At 54.3% G+C, this 19,106-nt stretch carries 19 protein-coding genes; 8 read left to right on the top strand and 11 right to left on the bottom strand.

The genetic code is table 11. The features are described from left to right. Nucleotides 1–13: 13 nt before the first annotated feature. From ACFOWX_RS03525 to pyrE, 10 genes are all read right to left on the bottom strand, one after another. A complete protein-coding gene (locus ACFOWX_RS03525; protein ID WP_381421584.1) occupies nt 14–1,498 on the bottom strand; it encodes a LysM peptidoglycan-binding domain-containing protein in 1,485 nt (494 codons plus the stop codon). Nucleotides 1,499–2,021: 523 nt separating this feature from the next. After that, nucleotides 2,022–2,468 (bottom strand): TIGR01244 family sulfur transferase, encoded by a 447-nt coding sequence (locus ACFOWX_RS03515; RefSeq protein WP_381421582.1) that lies wholly within the window; start codon nt 2,466–2,468, stop codon nt 2,022–2,024. A 119-nt stretch (nt 2,469–2,587) separates the two neighbouring features. Then, entirely contained in the window at nt 2,588–4,366 is a 1,779-nt protein-coding gene (gene recQ, locus ACFOWX_RS03510; protein ID WP_381421356.1) for a DNA helicase RecQ, read from the bottom strand. A 55-nt stretch (nt 4,367–4,421) separates the two neighbouring features. After that, nucleotides 4,422–6,254 (bottom strand): ABCB family ABC transporter ATP-binding protein/permease, encoded by a 1,833-nt coding sequence (locus tag ACFOWX_RS03505; RefSeq protein ID WP_381421354.1) that lies wholly within the window; start codon nt 6,252–6,254, stop codon nt 4,422–4,424. A 54-nt stretch (nt 6,255–6,308) separates the two neighbouring features. Next, nucleotides 6,309–8,447 (bottom strand): TonB-dependent receptor plug domain-containing protein, encoded by a 2,139-nt coding sequence (locus ACFOWX_RS03500; protein WP_381421352.1) that lies wholly within the window; start codon nt 8,445–8,447, stop codon nt 6,309–6,311. Between the two features lie 143 nt (nt 8,448–8,590). Beyond that, nucleotides 8,591–8,860 (bottom strand): hypothetical protein, encoded by a 270-nt coding sequence (locus ACFOWX_RS03495; protein ID WP_381421350.1) that lies wholly within the window; start codon nt 8,858–8,860, stop codon nt 8,591–8,593. Nucleotides 8,861–8,913: 53 nt separating this feature from the next. Further along, nucleotides 8,914–9,906, bottom strand: a complete 993-nt coding sequence (gene lepB / locus ACFOWX_RS03490) for a signal peptidase I (RefSeq protein WP_381421349.1) — start codon at nt 9,904–9,906, stop codon at nt 8,914–8,916. A 24-nt stretch (nt 9,907–9,930) separates the two neighbouring features. Next, entirely contained in the window at nt 9,931–10,332 is a 402-nt protein-coding gene (acpS, locus tag ACFOWX_RS03485) for a holo-ACP synthase (protein WP_381421347.1), read from the bottom strand. After that, nucleotides 10,329–11,078 (bottom strand): pyridoxine 5'-phosphate synthase, encoded by a 750-nt coding sequence (locus ACFOWX_RS03480; protein WP_381421345.1) that lies wholly within the window; start codon nt 11,076–11,078, stop codon nt 10,329–10,331. The genes acpS and ACFOWX_RS03480 overlap by 4 nt, the downstream gene beginning before the upstream one ends. Nucleotides 11,079–11,081: 3 nt before the next feature. Beyond that, on the bottom strand, nt 11,082–11,660 hold the full coding sequence (pyrE, locus tag ACFOWX_RS03475; protein ID WP_381421343.1) for an orotate phosphoribosyltransferase: 579 nt from the start codon (nt 11,658–11,660) through the stop codon (nt 11,082–11,084). Between the two features lie 228 nt (nt 11,661–11,888). Here pyrE and coxB point away from each other — a divergent pair, with 228 nt between their 5' ends. From coxB to ACFOWX_RS03435, 8 genes are read left to right on the top strand one after another with little or no spacing between them, the layout of a single operon-like run. After that, complete coding sequence (gene coxB / locus ACFOWX_RS03470) at nt 11,889–13,001, top strand: cytochrome c oxidase subunit II (RefSeq protein ID WP_381421341.1); 1,113 nt, start codon at nt 11,889–11,891, stop codon at nt 12,999–13,001. A 12-nt stretch (nt 13,002–13,013) separates the two neighbouring features. Further along, nucleotides 13,014–14,678: a cytochrome c oxidase subunit I gene (gene ctaD / locus ACFOWX_RS03465; protein WP_381421339.1), complete on the top strand. Its 1,665-nt coding sequence runs from the start codon at nt 13,014–13,016 to the stop codon at nt 14,676–14,678. Between the two features lie 51 nt (nt 14,679–14,729). After that, a complete protein-coding gene (locus tag ACFOWX_RS03460; protein ID WP_381421337.1) occupies nt 14,730–15,635 on the top strand; it encodes a heme o synthase in 906 nt (301 codons plus the stop codon). Further along, nucleotides 15,632–15,853: a hypothetical protein gene (locus tag ACFOWX_RS03455; protein ID WP_381421335.1), complete on the top strand. Its 222-nt coding sequence runs from the start codon at nt 15,632–15,634 to the stop codon at nt 15,851–15,853. Before ACFOWX_RS03460 ends, ACFOWX_RS03455 begins: the two co-directional genes overlap by 4 nt. After that, nucleotides 15,850–16,395, top strand: coding sequence for a cytochrome c oxidase assembly protein (locus ACFOWX_RS03450; protein WP_381421333.1), 546 nt, complete (start codon nt 15,850–15,852; stop codon nt 16,393–16,395). The genes ACFOWX_RS03455 and ACFOWX_RS03450 overlap by 4 nt, the downstream gene beginning before the upstream one ends. Before the next feature lie 57 nt (nt 16,396–16,452). After that, on the top strand, nt 16,453–17,313 hold the full coding sequence (locus ACFOWX_RS03445) for a cytochrome c oxidase subunit 3 (protein ID WP_381421331.1): 861 nt from the start codon (nt 16,453–16,455) through the stop codon (nt 17,311–17,313). A 3-nt stretch (nt 17,314–17,316) separates the two neighbouring features. Next, nucleotides 17,317–17,709 (top strand): DUF983 domain-containing protein, encoded by a 393-nt coding sequence (locus tag ACFOWX_RS03440; RefSeq protein WP_381421580.1) that lies wholly within the window; start codon nt 17,317–17,319, stop codon nt 17,707–17,709. Continuing rightward, entirely contained in the window at nt 17,706–18,341 is a 636-nt protein-coding gene (locus ACFOWX_RS03435) for an SURF1 family protein (RefSeq protein WP_381421329.1), read from the top strand. Before ACFOWX_RS03440 ends, ACFOWX_RS03435 begins: the two co-directional genes overlap by 4 nt. Nucleotides 18,342–18,382: 41 nt before the next feature. Here the strand turns inward: ACFOWX_RS03435 and infC are convergent, their stop codons facing one another. Beyond that, the gene (gene infC, locus ACFOWX_RS03430) at nt 18,383–18,928 is read right to left on the bottom strand and encodes a translation initiation factor IF-3 (protein ID WP_381421578.1); all 546 of its coding nucleotides are present in this window, start codon (nt 18,926–18,928) and stop codon (nt 18,383–18,385) included. Nucleotides 18,929–19,106 lie beyond the last annotated feature (178 nt).

Genomic DNA, 19,106 nt, shown 5'->3' with positions numbered 1-19,106 from the left:
TAGGCCAATCCCTCTACTTTGATGCATTGATCAAAACATAGCTGAAACTATCCTGCGAGCCAAGTGTTGCCAAGAAGCTATTGTATTGGGATTTCGGAATGGTCTGGCACCCTGCTGACCATGTGTTATTGTTATCGCCTTGATGGATCAACATCGAGTTACTTGCACCTTTGCGATCGATCCGGTTGGAATCAGCGGAGTTGAAGAAACCATCCTGATTTGTATCCCGTTCGACGGCCTGTATTCCTCTTGCCCTAAAGCTTTGGTTGCCCAGATATATTCCATCATTTTCATAGCGATAGTTGCCAGCCATCAGCCGTCCGAGGTCGGCCTTGCCATCCTTGTTCATGTCCGTATCCGAACCTTTTGACGCTTTCGGACCGTTATATGCGTATTGCGCGGAAGGTTCCGTGTTTCCGGAAAATATTTTGACGGCATAGCTGCCATCAGCCTTTTTCCAAACAATCGCTATAGTATCGTCATACTTACCGGCACCGCCGTTGATTTTCGTGTTGGTATCAATGCGCAAGGCAACAACGACTTTTTTGCCTGCCGCTAGGTCGGCCCGTGCTTGGGCATTTCCGAAGCGTTCAATTTGGGCAGCGAACTCTGCGCCATTGCGCACATTGGCGGCACTGACTGCCGAACTCGTTGCTTCAGTTTTTATCTGCGGTGCGGAGCTTTGGCGCTTAGGAGCAGCGATCAAGCCGCTCGGCCCATTTCCTGCCAGTTGGACCGCGTAGGCTTGGGGGCGATATTTTTCCAAGGCTGGTGTAGTACCGTGGCGGTGGGTTGATTGGCCATGACCATAAATGGGGCCTTTAAGGGCCATGATCCACGGAAGGTTTGTAGCATCCGAAAATTCCGGATTGGCATAATTGAGGTTGGTACCAACTGAGGATGGCGCGCCATTTGCGCGTTCTACCAGATACGAGTCAACTAACTTGTCAACCCGCACCGAAACGCGCGACATAGGCACACCATCGACAGAATGCCAGCCATGTTTCCAGGCAACGGGACCATTGATATCAGAGAATTGTTTGCGTGCGTTGACGACGTCAGCGACCGACCTGCCCCAATGTCCTGAAGCTTGGCGGTTCAAAATTGTGTCAATGATTCCTTTTGCTTGAATATCTTCACCGTTGCGGGAATCCCATTCAGTCGCCAGCGTTTTTTTCAGATCAATGACATCTTGATTCGAAAGCTGCAATACGCCATTTGTGACCACCGAAGCCGAAACTGGTTTTGTTTCACTTGTTGTCGGGCGCGCAGCGGCTGGTTTCCATTCAGCGGCCTTTGCACTTGGTGCCTTGGCTACAGACGCTTGCGGGCCTTGCACCCTCGGCGTTGCTCCGCCGCCGCTCCCCGGCGGAATATCAATCTTCTGCCCCGGATATATCTGGTTCGCGTTGCGGATTTCGGGGTTGGCTTTCATCAGCGCGGCGACGCTTGTGCCATTCTTGGCCGCGATCTCAGAGAGGGTATCGCCGCGCTGCACCGCGACGGTCTTGCCCCCTGATGGCACAGTGATGGTTTGGCCGGCCAAGATCCGGTTCGGGTTGCTGATATTGTTCAGTAACTGGAGCGTCTTTACATCGGTCCCAAAGCGGGCCGCAATTTCGGTCAGCGTATCACCGGGCCGGACACGATAATCCGTACCACCTGCGGCGGGCGGTGCGCGATAGCTTGCATTCTGGCCGACAGCTGAAATGGCAACTGTCATAAAACGACTCCCTCACTCAATGCGTAGAGGATCGCATTTTGCTCCCATGTAGTAACTAGACAAAACGTTTATCCAGCGATGGCGATCGTTACCATGAAGCGTTTGACGTTGCGGCCTCAGCTTGCTCCGGCCCTGCGCCAGCCTATGACACCCAGCCAAGAAAACCGGCGATGCGAGCGGCGCGGCGGGGGCGGGGGCGACGGGCGAAAAGGCGCTGGCCGCCAATGATGCGGGTAGGCATCGTCTTTCTCGTCAGTAATGCAACACCGCAGCAGCGGGCGGCCTGATGCCGCGATGCTTACTCCGGCCCGCTCTTTGCTGCGCCTGAAAGCGTGTCGAGCATCATTTGAATGGGGGCGACGTCGTAGCCTGCATCGGCGGCTTTTGCGGCGATGACGCGGGGGCTTTCGCCCTTGGCCGCCTCTGCCAGCGCCCACAGCAGCGTGGAGCGGGTGCCCGACCGGCAATAGGCGAGCATTTTGCCGTCCTTTGCTTTTTCCAGCGCGGCATTCATCGCGTCAATTTGGCTGCGCGAAAATCCGGCATGGGTGACGGGAATGGCCACATAATCCATACCTGCGGCGCGCGCGGCGGCTTCAATCTCTGCGCCTTGCGGTGCGGATGGGTCTTCGCCATCGGGGCGGTTGTTAACGATTATGGTCACGCCCTGCGCCTTTGCCGCAGCGATATCGGCCAGCGTGATTTGCGGACTGACCGAAATATGATCCTCTATTTTCCGAAACATCGAAATATCCTCCTTTATTTTCGGCGTGTCTGAAACCGCCTTATTGGCCTGTGGCGTTTCGGCGGTGCCTGTTCCGCAAGCGCCAAGCAGGAACAGAGGTGACAGGGCGGCCAAATATTTCATCTATATTGCTCCACTATTGCCAAAAATGCGGCGCCATATGCCTCCAGCTTTTTCGCGCCGACGCCGCTGATCCTACCCATTTGGGCCAGATTGGCGGGGCATTGCAAGGCCATATCGCGCAAGGTTGCGTCGTGGAATATCACATAGGGCGGCACGCCCGCCTCCATCGCCAGATCACGGCGGCAGGCACGCAGCGCCTCAAACAAGGGATTGCCAACGGGGTTCGGGGTATCGCCGCTGCTCCTGCTGCGCGGTTGGCGTTTGGGCGGCAGGATCAGGCGCAGCTCCTTCTCCCCTTTCAAAAAAGGTTTGGCTTCCGGACCGAACATCAACCCGCCATGTTCATTGTTGCGCAGCGCGTCTTTCATCAACAATGAGCGGGATACCGGCTTAATCATCGCCGCCTCTTCGCGCTCCACAATGCCGAATACCGACAACCGGTCATGCCCCAATTGCGCCGCCCGGTCATCCGCCTGACCCGTCAGGATTTTTTCAAGGTGGCCGACCCCGAAACTTTGGCCGGTGCGATATACGGCGGAGAGGAATTTCTGCGCCAGCAAGCTGGCATCAACTGTCTTTGGCGGGGTGAGGCAATTGTCGCAATTGCCGCAGCTTTCGGGCGGGCTTTCGCCAAAATGGCGCAGCAAAACCGAACGGCGGCATCCGGGCGTTTCAACCAGCGCGGCAAGAGCCGATAGCCGTGCCCGCTCGCCCGCCAACCGGCTTTCCTCAATATCACGCAGCCACATGCGTGCTTTCGAAAAATCCTCTGCGCCCCAAAAAAGATGCGCCTCCGCCGGATCGCCGTCGCGCCCGGCGCGGCCCGTTTCCTGATAATAGGCCTCAATTGATTTCGGCAAGCCAGCATGAACCACAAAGCGGACATCGGGTTTATCAATGCCCATGCCGAAGGCGACGGTTGCGACCATCACCATATCTTCGGACGCGACAAAGGCCGCTTGATTGGCGCGGCGCACATCAGGGTCTAGCCCGGCGTGATAGGGCCGCACGCTGCGCCCCGTGCTGGCCAGCTTCGCCGCAAGCTGGTCCACGCCCGCACGCGAAGGGACATAAACGATGCCCGCGCCCGGGTTGGCGGCGACAAATTCCGCCACTTGCCGAGCGGCGCCGGCTTTGGGGGAAATGTGATAGCGGATATTGGGCCGGTCAAAGCCCGAGATAATCATGCCATCTGTGCCAATGCCCAGCTGCGTTAATATATCGCTGCGCGTATGCGCATCTGCGGTCGCGGTCAGCGCCAGCCGCGCGACATGGGGGTAATCATCCATCATCGGACGCAGCAACCGGTAATCGGGCCTGAAATCATGGCCCCATTCGGACACGCAATGCGCCTCGTCTATCGCAAATAAGCTGATATGCGCTTGTGACAGAAGCAAACGAAACTCCTCGCCCGACGCGCGTTCGGGCGCGACATAGAGCAGGTCCAGATCGCCATCGCGCAGCCGCTGCATCGTTTCGGTGCGGTTGGTATCGGCGCTGGTCAGCGTCGCCGCCCTGATCCCCACCGCTTCGGCGGCGCGCATTTGGTCGTGCATGAGCGCGATCAGCGGCGATATCACGATGCAGGTTCCCGCCATCATCGCCGATGGCAATTGATAGCATAAGGATTTGCCCGCACCGGTTGGCATCACGGCCAGGCTGCTCTGCCCCGCCAGCACCCGGTCGATCACCGCACGCTGTTGCCCGCGAAATTCGTTATAACCGAAAATGCGCTGCAAATATGATACGGGATCTTTTTCAAGGAGCGTTGCCATATTATGGCTCTAGGTCGGTATCGGCTGTTGCACCAGATTGTTTTGCGCAAAAATTTTATACCACCGCTTTTTCTTTATCGCGTTCCGCCTGCTGCCGCCGCCAAAGGCCCGCATATAGCCCGCCCGCCGCCAATAGTTTTTCATGGCTTCCCTGTTCCGCCACTTGGCCCGCATCAAGCACGATGATGCTGTCGGCATGGGTGATCGTAGACAGCCGGTGTGCGATGATGATGGTCGTGCGTTTTTCGGCGATATTATTCAGCGTCTCCTGTATTGCCTCTTCGGTGCGGCTATCCAGCGCACTGGTCGCTTCGTCCAATATCAAAATGGGCGGATTTTTGAGCAACGTGCGGGCGATGGCCACGCGCTGTTTCTCTCCGCCAGACAGCTTCAATCCGCGCTCGCCAACCTCGGTATCATATCCTTGGGGTAGCAATGCGATGAAGCCATCAATTGCCGCGCCTTTTGCAGCTTCTACAACCTCATTTTCGCCTGCGCCGTTGCGGCCATAGGCAATGTTATAGCCGATGGTGTCGTTGAATAGCACGGTATCCTGCGGCACGATGCCGATGGCGCTGCGCAGCGAATGTTGCGTGACTTTGCCAATATCCTGCCCATCGATTTTGATGCTGCCTTGCTGAGGATCATAAAATCGGAAGAGCAACCGCGCGATGGTCGATTTGCCCGCCCCCGATGGCCCAACGATTGCCAAAGTCTGACCGGCTGGTACGGTGAAGCTCAATTGGTTCAAAATCTGCCGATCTGCTTCATAGCCAAAGCTGACATGGTCGAATTCCACAAGGCCATCGCTGACCCGTAGCGGCTTTGCATTGGCTCGGTCGGCAATTTCCTCGGGCGTATCCATCAGGTCAAACATGGCCTGCATATCAATCAACCCTTGCCGGATCATCCGGTATACCATGCCGAGCAGATCGAGGGGGCGGAAAAGTTGAAGCAGCAAGCCATTCACAATCACCACATCGCCGGTTTTAAAATCGCCTTGTGACCAGCCCCAAATGGTATAGGCCATCGCCCCGCCCATCATCACATTAGTGACCAGCGACTGCGCGATATTCAGCACTGCGAGCGAATTTTCGCTTTTTACTGTCGCCCCTGCATATTGCCGCGCGGCGGTTTCATATCGCGAAATTTCCCGTTGTTCCGCGCTGAAATATTTCACGGTTTCATAATTGAGCAGGCTGTCCACCGACCGGGACACTGTTTTGGTGTCCAGATCGTTCATCTGTGTCCGCAGCGCGTTGCGCCAATCAGTAATCACCCGCGTCAGGTAAATATAAACGCCGACCATCACTGCTGTCGCCGCCGCTAACCCGGTGCTGAATTTATAGGAAAAGATGATGAGCACCGCTGCAAGCTCAAATATGGTCGGCGCGATGTTGAACAGCAAAAAATAGAGCATCGTGTCGATGCTTTTAGTGCCTCGGTCTATCACTTTAGTCACTTCGCCCGTACGCCGCGCGAGATGGAACCGCAGCGACAATGCATGCAAATGGGCAAATACGCCGACGGCCAGTTCGCGCGTGGCCTCCTGCCCCACGGTTTCAAAAGCGATATTGCGCAAATTGTCGAATAATACGCCCGCCAACCGCGCGCCCGCATAGGCGAGGATCAATCCAATGGCCAGTGCCGCGCCAGGCTCCATCCCCGGCTCCATCCGGTTAATCGCCGCTCCGAATAGAAAAGGCATATAAAGCACGATCGCTTTGGACGCCAAAACCATTAACGCGGCCCAAATGATGCGCCATTTGAGCTGCGGCTTATCCTTGGGCCACAAATAAGGCAGGAACCGGCGCAATGTGGGAATGACCGGCGGCTCTATTCTTTTGCCATTTTCATCTTTTTGTGGGGGAGAAGTGGGAGCGTGCATGGCCGCTATATGGGCGCGATATTCTCTCTTGGCTAGGCCGCAACAAAAACTGAGCTAAAAATTACCGCTCACCGAAATTTGAAATATCCGGCCATAAAAATTGGTTCCGTCGCGCGTTTCGTCGATCAGATTTTGCCGCCGGTCGCTATAGAATATCTCGCGCGACTGCTCATTTTGGCCAAGCACATTCACGAGCGAGGCCGCAAGTTTTAGGCCCGCAACATCCTTATGCTCGATAAAAATGTAGCTTTGCGGCTTGCTGCGTCTTTCACTAAATTGGAAATCCAATCGCACAAATGGGGCGTTGCTAAAATCATCTATCCCTGCTCCCCACGCGATATCGCTGCCCGGAATGTCATGCCTTATCGCGGCCGACCAAGTCCATTTGCGGTCAAATCCAAACCGGCGTTTTTGCGCGGTCAGCGGGTCTGTCAAGCTGCTATCTTGCAAATAACCTGCGATGTCGACCTTCGCGCCTTTGAAGCCGAATTTGTCGAGTAAGAAGGTCGAATTCAGCTCCGCACTCCATCTTTGCGCGCTGCCCGTCAAGTTGCCAGGTGCCTCCCCGCCCGGCACCGGAATTTGATCGACAATATCGCTGAAGCGTTCATGTTGGAATTTTAGGTTGATTGAACCGGATGTTCCCAATTTGCGGTTAAATTCAACCTCCGCCAACCAGCTTTGCGGGGGTACCAGATCGGGGTTGCCGGCATTGCTATTGTCATCCTGCAAATCGACTGACGCAAGGAAATCGAAAAAGTTAAGCTGCCCTACTTTACGCTGTAATTTGGAATTTATGTCCAGCTTGGGTGACGCCTTCCACGCCAACGACACCTGCCCCTTTGGCCGGATGAATTGACGGGTCAGGCCGTTGGCTCCGGTTTGCTTTAATTCGCTATATTCGCCGCCCACCTGCGCTTGTAAATTTAATGTCGGCGCTATGGGGCGGCCATAGGATAGGATCATTTGAGCGCGTTTTTCGGACACACGAGAACTAGCATTGTCAATGGCCTCCGGTTGAAACACGCCGCCGCTATCCAGCACTAGCAGCTCCGATTGTGCGTCCAAAAAATTGTAAACGCCCTCCGCTGATACGCGCCAATCCGATTTACCGCTTTTCCAGCTATATTCGCTGCGGAAAATTGTCTCGCCCTCATCCGCGGTGCGGTTAAAAAGAGACGCCTCTTCGGGGCTACCATCGGTAAATGTCTGCCCAAAAAAACTGTTGATCGGGCTGCGTTCAAAACGATTATATCCAACCAGTTTTAATCGGCCGGGACCGACCGCCAATTCATAGTCGCTGCTGACTTCAAAATTCCATTCATTTTCTTTACCAGTGGATAATTCTTCTCGGTCCGAAATGGCCGGTCCCGATAATTGCCGTTCCGAACGGCGACGAAAAATATTCAGGCCCGCTTCGCCGTTCACATTCAATATCGATCCGGCCTTACTGGTGCGGCTATAGCTTCCCGACAGGGTCGGCCGGTCGCCGTCAAATTGGTCAAATCTGTTGCGGGTAAAAAGCAAGTCACCGTCACCATTCCTGACAATCTCCGGTCCCCATCCGCCGCCACGGTAGCTGTTCCGGTTATTCAGGCCCAGAGTAAATTCGCCCTTGCCCAGCGGCCCGGACAGATTAAGCTCTCCGCTATACCAATGGGTTTTGATCCGTTTGCGCCACGAAGGGCTCCAACCGAAACTGCCCTTGATACCGACATTTTGGGTAACCAAATTCAGCACCTGCCCGCTCAACCCCGGAATATTCAGGCTTGCGCCGTCCAATATCTCTATCCGCACCACCGCCGCCGCCGGTGTGCGTCCCAGGACGGTGAAGGCGTCATTGCTTTTTCCCGAAATGCGCTGTCCGTTGATCAATACATTCTGCGTTGCTTCGCCAAGCCCGCGTTCGTTGCCTCCGCCTGTGAATGTGAAGCCGGGTATCTGCCCAACCATGTCGCTGGCGGTTTGAGGGGCGAACATTGCAAAGGCAGACGGATCATAAATTTGTTTTCCATCTTCCCAGCGGGCTACCAAATTTCCCGCCGGTCCCGCCGCCGCAGCGCCGGCATCAGCGGAGCTTTCTGTTGCGGCAGGCTCAGCGGCAAAAGCGGCGCTACTGAAGGGCGCACAAGCGAAAAACAGGATCGATAAGCCCCGATGGTAACGTTGCGGTGAAATGGGCGGTAGCAGCAATCATCATTCCTATTGAGAAACGGGGGAAAAACACTTTAATTCTGTATATTATCCTATATTCGGCGACATCTTTACCGAATATATCCATTCGACCAACGACATTTGATTATAGATCAGAGTCGCGGTTTTCAGATAGCGTCCAATTACACCCTTCCGGTTAATAAAACCCATGCGGCCAGAGCGTTGATCGCGCTGTAGACAAGGTAGATACCTACCGCTAGCCAAGACCCGCCAACCGCAAAATACATCACCCCAACCAAAATCGCATATTCGAGATAATAGCTACTGTTTTTGCCGAAATATTTGCCGAAATGGATTTTGCTGTCTTCGACAAAAGGGTGACCGGACTCGGACACGGCCTTTTGCATGGCGAAATTGGCGATACCCAAAAGGAACGCGATGATTAACGGCATGAAGTCAGCGCCTTTTCCATCGCCCTATCGAGATCACGCCATATCGCCATACACTACTTCTCCGTGTCTGGACGCAGGCTGGTTCCCGCGCGGCTGCCGCGCAGCGAATTCCACCAGCTTTTCGGGTTCCAACCCGTTGTACCGTCGAGCGAGAAAGAGATGATTTCAGCGCGGCCGCCGATACGGTCCCATGACACCGGCCCGCCCAGACCGCCGGAGGAACGATCGATCCGGCTATCGGCGCTCCTATCCCTATTGTCGCCCATCAAAAATAAATGCCCCTGCGGGATCCGAATAGGGGCAAAATCATCCGCCATCGTCTCGCCAATATCGAACGTATTATAGCTAACCCCATTGGGCAGGGTTTCGCGGACGGTCGGAACTGAATAGACCAAGGAGCCGTCTTTTTGACGGACCGGATCTTCGGTGAAGCCTTCATAACATGGGCCCGGCGGGATGAAGCCGCCCCGGTCGCATAAATGGCCGTCTTCCGGGATCAAGGTATCGGGCTGTTGTTCCCGCTTAACGGGCTTACCATTGAGCCAAATTTGACCCGCGCGCATTTCCAACAGGTCGCCGGGAACCCCGATGACCCGTTTGATCAAGTCATCGGTTTTGCCCTCTGGTTTCAATATCACAATGTCACCACGCTCTGGCATTTTGCCCCAGACCCGGCCATCGCTGGGCGGTAATTCAACCGCAAGGCTAGACACATTCTCGCGCAGCACGATCCATCGGAAAATAGCGCTGGGATTGGGAATGGTCGGCGACACATGGCTCCAGCCATAGGCATATTTGCTGACAAATAACCGGTCGCCCACATATAATGTAGGCATCATTGAAACAGATGGAATGTAGAAAGGCTTGGCAACAAAACTGTGGAACACAAGCACCGCCAGCAGCAACCAGAATAATCCCTTTATCTCTGCCCATAACGCGGCGAGCTTGCTGCTGCGCTGCGGCTCGCCGGCGGCGGAGACATCACCGGCTATATTTTCCTGTTCGTGCCCGGTTTCGATTGGGCCAGTGGAGCTGTCGTTATTCAAAATCGTTCCTTGTCCTTTGGCGGCTTAATCTGGCCGTGCCTCAATAACAACAAATGCCTGCGCCCAAGGGTGGTCATCGGTCAATGTTAAATGGATGAAAGCGGTATAGCCGGGCGGGATCATCGCGTCGAGCCGCGCTTTGGCTCCGCCTTGCAAATCCAGCGTCGGTGCCCCGGATGGCGCGTTGACAACGCCGATATCCTTCATAAACACACCGCGCCTGAACCCCGTTCCGACGGCCTTGGAAAAAGCCTCTTTGGCCGCAAAACGCTTGGCATAGGTTCCCGCTTTGGTGAAGGGGCGTTTGTCGGCTTTGGCGCGTTCTTGATCGGTAAAAACACGCTGTTCAAAACGCGCGCCAAAACGGTCGAGCGAATTTTGAATACGCTCAATATTGCACAGATCGGAACCAAGACCGATGATCACCGCGCTTCATCCATCAATCTCCGCATTTTGGCGATTGCCTGATCCAACCCAATGAAGATCGCCTCGCCCACCAGATAATGTCCGATGTTCAATTCGGCAATTTGCGGGATCGCAGCAATCGGCTGCACATTGTCAAATGTCAGGCCATGACCGGCATGAGGCTCAATCCCATTTTTTGTGGCCAGCGCCGCGGCATCGGCAATACGCCGCAATTCGGCCGCCACTGCTTGTTGGTCACCATCCTGAAATAGATGCGCATAGCGGCCCGTGTGAAATTCCACGACAGGGGCTTTCAAACGGATTGCGGCCTCAATCTGGCTGGCTTCTGGTTCGATAAACAGGCTGACCCGAATGCCTGCTTCTGCGAGACGAGCGCAAAGCGGGGCGAGATGATTATGCCCGCCTGCTGCGTCCAATCCGCCTTCGGTCGTCCTTTCTTCGCGGCGTTCAGGGACGATACAGGCGGCATGGGGCCGGTGGCGCAGCGCGATGGCCAGCATCTCCTCCGTCCCCGCCATTTCAAGGTTAATAGGAAGGCGTGCGCCCGCCATGATCGCATCAAGGTCGCTGTCGCATATATGCCGGCGGTCTTCGCGCAAATGGACGGTGATGCCGTCGCCGCCAGCCGCCTCGACAATTTGCAGCGCACGGACCGGATCGGGATGATCGCCGCCGCGCGCGTTGCGAATGGTCGCCACATGGTCGATATTGACGCCGAGGCGCAGATGATTGGATGCCTTTGCCATATCCTATTTTCTACTTCCTGGCTTAACCGCCTCGCTCTTCGCCAATTCTGGCGGCAACTCGTCTGGCGCATATGTAGGGAAATTCAGTTCGATGAGCGGGAAAAATGGGATGCCCAATTCGACGGTACCGCCCGAGCGGTCGACAACCGCACCGGCGGCAATCACTTCACCGCCAGCCTCGTGAATTGCGGAGATTGCTTCGCGCCCTGAAAGGCCGGTGGTCACGACATCCTCCATCATCAATACCTTCGTTCCCGGTTCCAGCGAAAAACCACGGCGCAGCCCGAACACGCCATCGGGACGCTCAACAAACATGGCGTCAACGCCCAAAGCGCGGCCCATTTCATGACCGATTATCAGCCCGCCCATTGCCGGTGAAACAACGGCCCGAATCTCACTGCGCAATTCACGCGGAATTTTTTGAGCGATGGCGATAGCGATCTTTGATGCCCGTTCCGGGTTCATCAACAGCCGGGCGCATTGCAGAAAATGCGCACTATGCCGTCCAGACGATAAAAGAAAATGCCCTTCCAAAAGCGCGTCTGCGGCCCTGAATTCCGCCAATATTTCTTCTTCAGTCATGGGAGATTTGATCCTTATATTTTCAAGAATTTTGTTTTTTGCAACATAGGCACCGCGCTTAGATATTCAAATAGGTAGCAATTTCCCACGAATAAATTCATAAAAATATATGGCAACGCTTGAGCGATGGTGCCTGTAAGCCTATAGGTCGCGGGAATCCCGTATTGCCGGGCTTTGGTTTATATGCAAAATTGCATGCGTTAGAAGATAAAACATGGGGTCATGTTGATGAAAATGTTGAAGAAAATCCTTTTGCCAATGGCCATGATTATGGCTCCGGCTGCTGTTGTAGCGCAGGATGCGAATCCGGCGGCGCCTGCTGCGCCCGTCGCCGAGGCGCCCGCTGCGCCGGTTGCGCAAGTGCCTAAAGCGGATGCGGCGGCTCCGATAGCGGCCGATGCTGCACCAGCAGGTAAAGCCGCAACGCCCGCCGCTGATGGGTCTTTGCCCGGATATACGCCAATGGCTCCGACGGAAGGCATTGGAATGCCGATGCCAAAGGAAATCGACTTTCAAGAACAATTTACCGAAAACGGCCAATATGCAAAATGGATCAACAATACCATTTTGTTGCCGATCATCACTTTAATCTCTTTGTTCGTGCTTGGCCTGCTCTTCTGGATCATCATCCGTTATCGTCGCAGCGCCAATCCTGTGCCCTCAAAAACGACGCATAACACGACAATTGAAGTGATCTGGACCTTGGTTCCGGTGTTGATCTTGCTCGGTATCGCATATCCCTCGCTTGATCTGTTGGCAAAGCAGTTTAAGCCTGCGCCGGCCAATGCGGTAACCGTAAAAGCCACGGGTTATCAATGGTATTGGACCTATACATATCCCGACCATGGCGGCATTGAGGTGATTTCCAATATGCTGAAAGAAGATGGCGAAACGGGTCCGAAAGAACGTGCTCGTACCGACCGCGATGGCCCCAAATTGCTGGCCGTGGATAACCGTATGGTTGTCCCTGCTGGCGTTCCGATCCGTCTGCAGACTACGGCTGCCGACGTTATCCACGCCTTTGCGGTTCCATCGCTATGGTTCAAATTGGACGCGGTACCCGGACGGCTGAATGAAAAAACACTGACGATCACGAAGCCCGGCGTGTATTTTGGCCAATGCTCTGAACTGTGCGGTGCACGGCATGGCTTTATGCCGATATCGGTTGAAGCATTGCCGCCGGAAAAATTCGCAGCTTGGGTAAAAGCGCAAGGCGGTTCGATGCCTGGTGAGAAAAAAGCCGAAGCCGCTCCTGCTGCTGCACCCGCCGCCGCTCCAGCTGCAGCCGCAGCACCTACAACAGACGCAGCCGCTGCACCCGCAGCCGCCGCAACCAATTGATAGAGGCAAGACATGACAACAATAGCTGCTAATCCTGCTGATTTTCACGATCACGCGCATGATGCGGATCACAAGCCGTCCTTTTTCGCGCGGTGGTTTATGTCAACCAACCATAAGGATATCGGCACGCTCTACCTGATTTTTGCAATATTTGCAGGGATCGTGGGCGGTGCGATTTCTGGCCTGATGCGCTGGGAACTGGCTGAGCCTGGTATTCAGCATCTGACGACTTGGGCGTCGATGATGAAAGGTTCGGGTGCCAATCTGGATGAAGCCTATCATATGTGGAATGTGCTTATCACTGCCCACGGCCTGATCATGGTATTCTTTATGGTTATGCCCGCCATTATCGGCGGTTTTGGTAACTGGTTTGTGCCGTTGATGATTGGCGCACCCGATATGGCCTTCCCCCGCATGAACAACGTGTCCTTCTGGTTAACTGCTGTTGCCTTCATCATGTTGCTCGGCTCCAGCTTTGTGCCCGGTGGAACAGGTTTGGGCGCAGGTACAGGTTGGACCGTCTATGCGCCGCTATCAACATCTGGGTCAGTAGGTCCTGCGGTGGATATGGCGATTTTCTCACTCCACTTGGCGGGTGCGGCCTCAATTCTGGGTGCCGTCAACTTCATCACAACCATTTTCAATATGCGCGCACCGGGCATGACGCTCCACAAAATGCCGCTATTTGTATGGTCGGTGCTCGTTACCGCATTCCTGCTATTGCTCGCTCTGCCCGTATTGGCTGCGGCGATTACGATGTTGCTCGTTGACCGCAATTTCGGCGGCGCCTTCTTTGATGCGGCTGCAGGTGGTGATCCGGTCTTGTATCAGCATCTCTTCTGGTTCTTCGGCCACCCTGAAGTCTATATCATGATCCTTCCCGGATTTGGTATCATCTCGCAAATCGTCGCAACCTTTAGCCGCAAGCCCGTCTTTGGTTATCTCGGCATGGCTTATGCGATGGTTGCCATCGGTGTCGTGGGCTTTGTTGTATGGGCGCACCATATGTTCACCACCGGCATGACCGTTGACATGAAAATGTATTTTACAGCGGCAACGATGGTGATCGCGGTCCCTACTGGCATTAAGATTTTCAGCTGGATTGCGACCATGTGGGGCGGTTCGGTGACCTTCAAAACACCTATGGTGTGGGCAATGGGCTTTATCTTCATGTTCACTGTGGGCGGCGTGACGGGCGTTGTGCTGGCCAATGGCGGTCTTGATGACAACTTGCATGACACATATTATGTGGTTGCCCACTTCCACTATGTGCTGTCGCTGGGCGCGGTATTCTCGCTCTTTGCAGGTTTCTATTATTGGTTCGGTAAGATGAGCGGTAAAATGCTCAGCGAAGCATTGGGCCACCTGCATTTCTGGTTGTTCTTCATTGGCGTGAACGTCTTGTTCTTCCCAATGCACTTTTTGGGCAATTCGGGCATGCCGCGCCGCTATCCTGATTATCCAGAGGCATTTGCTTATTGGAACCAGATTGCCTCCTTCGGCTATTTGATCATGCTAGCCGGTGTCCTCGTCTTCTTCGTCAATGTGATTTATTCGCTCATTGCGGGCCGCAAAGCTGAAGACAGCTATTGGGGCGAAGGCGCAACCACGCTGGAATGGACATTGAGCAGTCCTCCGCCATTCCATCAGTTTGAAACACTGCCGGTGATTAAATAAGACAATATGGGCCGCAGTGTTAATCTGCGGCCCATTTGACGATAAAATGATATGACAAGCACGACACGAAACATTGCCCTACCCGCAGATTGGCGGGATTTCCTGGCGCTGACCAAGCCCCGGGTGATGAGCCTTGTCGTATTCACTGCGCTATGCGGCTTGCTCGCAGCGCCAGGTGACATCCATCCCATCATCGCCTTCACCGCGATATTGTGCATCGCCACGGGTGCCGGGGCATCAGGTGCGCTTAATCAATATTATGAAGCCGACATCGATGCCAAAATGGCGCGGACCGCGAAACGCCCCCTCCCCGATGGCCGGATGGACCGGGAAGCAGCGCTGCATTTCGGCATTGGCCTTGCTGCCTTTTCCGTTGGCATCATGGGCGTTTTCGTAAACTGGTTATCGGCGGGACTGCTTGCCTTCTCCATATTCTTTTACGCTGTGGTTTACACCATCTGGCTAAAGCCTAACACCCCGCAAAATATCGTTATCGGCGGAGCGGCGGGTGCCTTTCCACCGGTAATTGGATGGGCCGCCGTCACCGGCGATGTCACGCTCATCCCGGTCCTGCTATTCGCGATCATCTTCCTTTGGACGCCGCCGCATTTTTGGGCGCTCGCGCTCTTTATGAAGGCGGATTACGGCGCAGCGGGTATTCCGATGCTGCCCAATGTTGCCGGACGTAAAGCGACCCGCAATCAGGTATTCCTTTACAGCTTCCCCATGGCGGCGGCATCACTCGCGCCTTATGCCTTGGGTGAAGCGAGCTGGGTCTACGGCGCCTGTGCCATCGCGCTCAATTTTATCTTCTTGGGACTGGCTTTTGCAGTATGGCGCAATCCATCGGAAGATGTGATGACGATGAAGCCTGAAAAACGGCTATTTGCTTTTTCTATCCTCTATTTATTTCTGCTTTTCGCGGTTTTCGCCGCTGATCGGATGTTGATGCTATGACCGACAAAGACAGCATATCCGCGCCGGAAGCCATTACCCGCCGCTCCATCTATGACTCGCAGGACGAGGCCCAATCGGTTGGCCGGATGAGTGCGGATGAAACACGTTTGGTTCGCGAACGACAAGATGCGCGTTCGCGGGTATTGGGCATGATATTGCTCGGCATGTGTGTTCTGTTTTTCGCCATTACCGTGGTCAAAATAGGATTTCTATCATGAGCGCAGCTCGTAACATCAAAACCGGCATAATGGCCGGAGCGCTGGCAGTCTCCATGGTCGGCGTTGGTTTTGCGGCGGTGCCATTATACCGGATATTCTGCCAGGTCACCGGCTTCGGCGGGACCACGATGAGGGTTGACGAAGCACAGGCCGCATTGGTGCAGGAAAGTGCAAAGACAATGGTGATCCGTTTCGACGCAAATCACCGGGGCGACTTGCCTTGGGATTTCAAGCCCGAACGGCCAACCGATACGGTCAGCATCGGCGCGCGGGACATGGCGATATATATCGCGAAGAACTATTCAGATGAGAAAGTGACGGGAACCGCAAGCTTTAACGTCACGCCCGAAATTGCCGGCAAATATTTCAACAAGATCCAGTGTTTTTGTTTCACCGAACAAACATTAAAACCGGGTCAGCAGGTGCGGATGCCGGTGCTGTATTATGTCGATCCAAAGATTATGACCGACCCCGATACCAAAGATATTGAAGAAATAACGCTCAGCTACACCTTCTACCCGGTGGACCAGAGCGATAAGTGAAGCTAAAGAGTCGAAAATAAACAGGCCACAAGGCCGGAAATTTGTAGGGAAGATATTATGGCAGGCGCCAAAAATCACGATTATCATATTTTACCACCCAGCATCTGGCCGTTATTCGGCAGCTTTGGCGGGCTCATCATGTTTGGCGGGCTGGTTATGTGGATGCACGAGGTCGCTTATGGCAGCTTGATCTTCGGCCTTGGCCTGCTGGCCGTGCTGTTCACTTTTTATAGCTGGTGGGTCGATGTGATTGCAGAGGCCCATGCCGGCGATCACACGCCTGTTGTATCGCTCCACCTGCGATACGGCATGATATTATTCATTGCGTCAGAAGTCATGTTTTTCGTCGGTTGGTTCTGGGCTTGGTTTGATTATTCGCTTTTTCCCGCACCAATTCAGGTGATTGATGGCGCAACTGAAAGCCTGTTCGGCCAAGAAGGTGCAGCCGCGTTGCTGCAATGGCCACCAAAAGGTGTTGAGGTCTTGGCGGCCAACAAGCTCCCACTGCTTAATACATTGATCCTGCTGTGCTCCGGCACAACGGTGACTTGGGCGCATCATAGCCTGATCAATGGGGACCGTGACGGCCTTAAAAAAGGTCTGTGGCTGACAATCATTTTGGGCGTCATATTCTCGGCTTTGCAAGCGGTTGAATATATGGAAGCGCCATTCGCGTTTAAAGGCCTCAACTATGGCACCACATTTTTCATGGCTACCGGCTTTCACGGGTTCCATGTGATCGTCGGCACCATCTTCCTCGCCGTGTGTCTGTTTCGCACCTACAAAGGCCACTTCACGCCGAAACAGCATTTCGGTTTTGAAGCCGCCGCATGGTATTGGCATTTCGTCGATGTCGTTTGGCTATTCCTGTTCGTGGTCATCTATGTATGGGGCGGATGGGGCGCGCCGGTTCATTAATTGATGGACACATCCTCAAATGAAAAAGGGCAGCCTGGCCTTGCTAAGGCTGCCCTTTTTGGTCTTTGCCCAAAGTGCCATGCGCCCAGCTTATTCGACAGCCGCAATTTGCTTCACGTGCGCTTTGCCGGCAAATGCGGGCAATGCGGTCTGGACTATACGGGTTTCAATGTCGGCGATGGCCCTGCCGCATTGCTAATCATTCCGATTGCGGCGCTGATCATCACCCTGGCCTTGTGGCTTGATATTGCGGCCAACCCTCCCTTTTGGTTGCAAGTAGTGATTTGGGTGCCAGTGACAACCATCATCACCTTTATCAGTATCCGGATCATCAAGGCGGGCCTATTGATTATTGAATATCGCCGCGATGCGCGTGAAGCGGGCGGCAAGTCATGAAGAATTGGCCGATTACCGCCAGCATCATCGCCGTATTGGCGGTCATAACCATGATCGGCCTCGGCATATGGCAACTGCAGCGTAAGGTTGAAAAAGAGGCAGAGATCATCCTGCTCCAATCCAACTTCACCAAAAGCCCGGTGACCTATCCCGAATTGGGCCCGGTTGCGGATGACGTCCTTTTTCGCACGTCATCGGTTACTTGCATCACCGTCACCAATTGGCGTGCCATTTCGGGCAGCGATGCCAAGGGTAAGGCGGGCTATCAATATCTAGCCGATTGCCAAACCGGTGCCGAAGGTCCCGGCGCTTTGATTTTGGCGGGTGTCAGTGACCGGCCCGAAACCAAGGTCAACTGGACCGGCGGCCCCGTAACCGGAATTATCACCCGCGAACCCGATCATCGCACGCTGATCGCCAAATTATTCGGACCCGACATCATATTGCGGCCGATGCTGGTATCGGGTCAGGGTCTGGGCGGGCTGCGCGCACCGAAAGCGCCATCGATTGACAGTATTCCCAACGACCATCTTCTCTATGCGATCCAATGGTTCATCTTTGCTTTTGCAGCTGCGGTAATTTTTATAGTGGCCGTGCGGCAGAAATTGAAATCATCAAACCGCACGGATTAAACCGGTGCCGAACGGGTCAGACAACGCTGGCCCAACTCGGTTCATTTTGGCGATAATACCATTAGCATCTGACGCCCCTCCATCCGGGGATGCGCCTCTACCTTGGCGGTTTCTTTTGTATCTTCCTGCACCCGTTCCAGCAATTGCATGCCCAATTGCTGATGCGCCAATTCCCGCCCGCGGAAACGCAAGGTGATTTTCACCTTGTCGCCGTGATCGATAAATTGGTTCACCTTTTTCATCTTCACATCATAATCATGCGTGTCGATATTTGGGCGCATTTTAATCTCTTTGATTTCCTGCGTTTTTTGAGATTTACGCGCGGCATTGGCTTTTTTCTGAGCCTCAAATTTATATTTGCCAAAATCAAGGAATTTGCAGACGGGCGGATTTGCGTTTGGCGATACTTCGACCAGATCCAGTCCAGCCTCTGCGGCCTGTTCGATCGCCTCTCGGGTATATAACACACCCAGATTTTCACCGTCGCCGTCAATTACACGGACTTTTTCGCTAGTGATGAATTCATTGTGACGCGGTCCGCCCTTTACTGGTGGTGTCGGCCCGCGGCGGGTATTGGGAACAGCGATAGTCGTAACTCCTGATGATTAAATCCTGCCGCACTTTATCCGCAAACGGCAAGCAAATAAAGCGGTTTGGCACATTGGCCAGATATTTTGCGGCGGCGTTGCATTGCCGCCACGCGCTTATTGCGCCGATAAAGGATTCAAAACGCCTCAATTGGGTTGAAGCGAATCAAGACTGAGC

The organism is Sphingorhabdus arenilitoris, from assembly GCF_042651485.1.
Lineage (GTDB): Bacteria > Pseudomonadota > Alphaproteobacteria > Sphingomonadales > Sphingomonadaceae > Sphingorhabdus_B > Sphingorhabdus_B arenilitoris.
This window is presented reverse-complemented; position numbering and strand designations above follow the sequence as displayed.

Bases quoted from the DNA above. Each gene is read 5' to 3' on its own strand.
- recQ (WP_381421356.1), bottom strand. From the start codon at position 4,366: ATGGCAACGCTCCTTGAAAAAGATCCCGTATCATATTTGCAGCGCATT.
- ACFOWX_RS03460 (WP_381421337.1), top strand. From the start codon at position 14,730: ATGACAAGCACGACACGAAACATTGCCCTACCCGCAGATTGGCGGGAT.
- ACFOWX_RS03450 (WP_381421333.1), top strand. From the start codon at position 15,850: ATGAGCGCAGCTCGTAACATCAAAACCGGCATAATGGCCGGAGCGCTG.
- ctaD (WP_381421339.1), top strand. From the start codon at position 13,014: ATGACAACAATAGCTGCTAATCCTGCTGATTTTCACGATCACGCGCAT.
- ACFOWX_RS03455 (WP_381421335.1), top strand. From the start codon at position 15,632: ATGACCGACAAAGACAGCATATCCGCGCCGGAAGCCATTACCCGCCGC.
- ACFOWX_RS03440 (WP_381421580.1), top strand. From the start codon at position 17,317: ATGGACACATCCTCAAATGAAAAAGGGCAGCCTGGCCTTGCTAAGGCT.
- ACFOWX_RS03495 (WP_381421350.1), bottom strand. From the start codon at position 8,860: ATGCCGTTAATCATCGCGTTCCTTTTGGGTATCGCCAATTTCGCCATG.
- coxB (WP_381421341.1), top strand. From the start codon at position 11,889: ATGAAAATGTTGAAGAAAATCCTTTTGCCAATGGCCATGATTATGGCT.
- ACFOWX_RS03445 (WP_381421331.1), top strand. From the start codon at position 16,453: ATGGCAGGCGCCAAAAATCACGATTATCATATTTTACCACCCAGCATC.
- ACFOWX_RS03480 (WP_381421345.1), bottom strand. From the start codon at position 11,078: ATGGCAAAGGCATCCAATCATCTGCGCCTCGGCGTCAATATCGACCAT.
- ACFOWX_RS03515 (WP_381421582.1), bottom strand. From the start codon at position 2,468: ATGTTTCGGAAAATAGAGGATCATATTTCGGTCAGTCCGCAAATCACG.
- ACFOWX_RS03505 (WP_381421354.1), bottom strand. From the start codon at position 6,254: ATGCACGCTCCCACTTCTCCCCCACAAAAAGATGAAAATGGCAAAAGA.
- pyrE (WP_381421343.1), bottom strand. From the start codon at position 11,660: ATGACTGAAGAAGAAATATTGGCGGAATTCAGGGCCGCAGACGCGCTT.
- ACFOWX_RS03435 (WP_381421329.1), top strand. From the start codon at position 17,706: ATGAAGAATTGGCCGATTACCGCCAGCATCATCGCCGTATTGGCGGTC.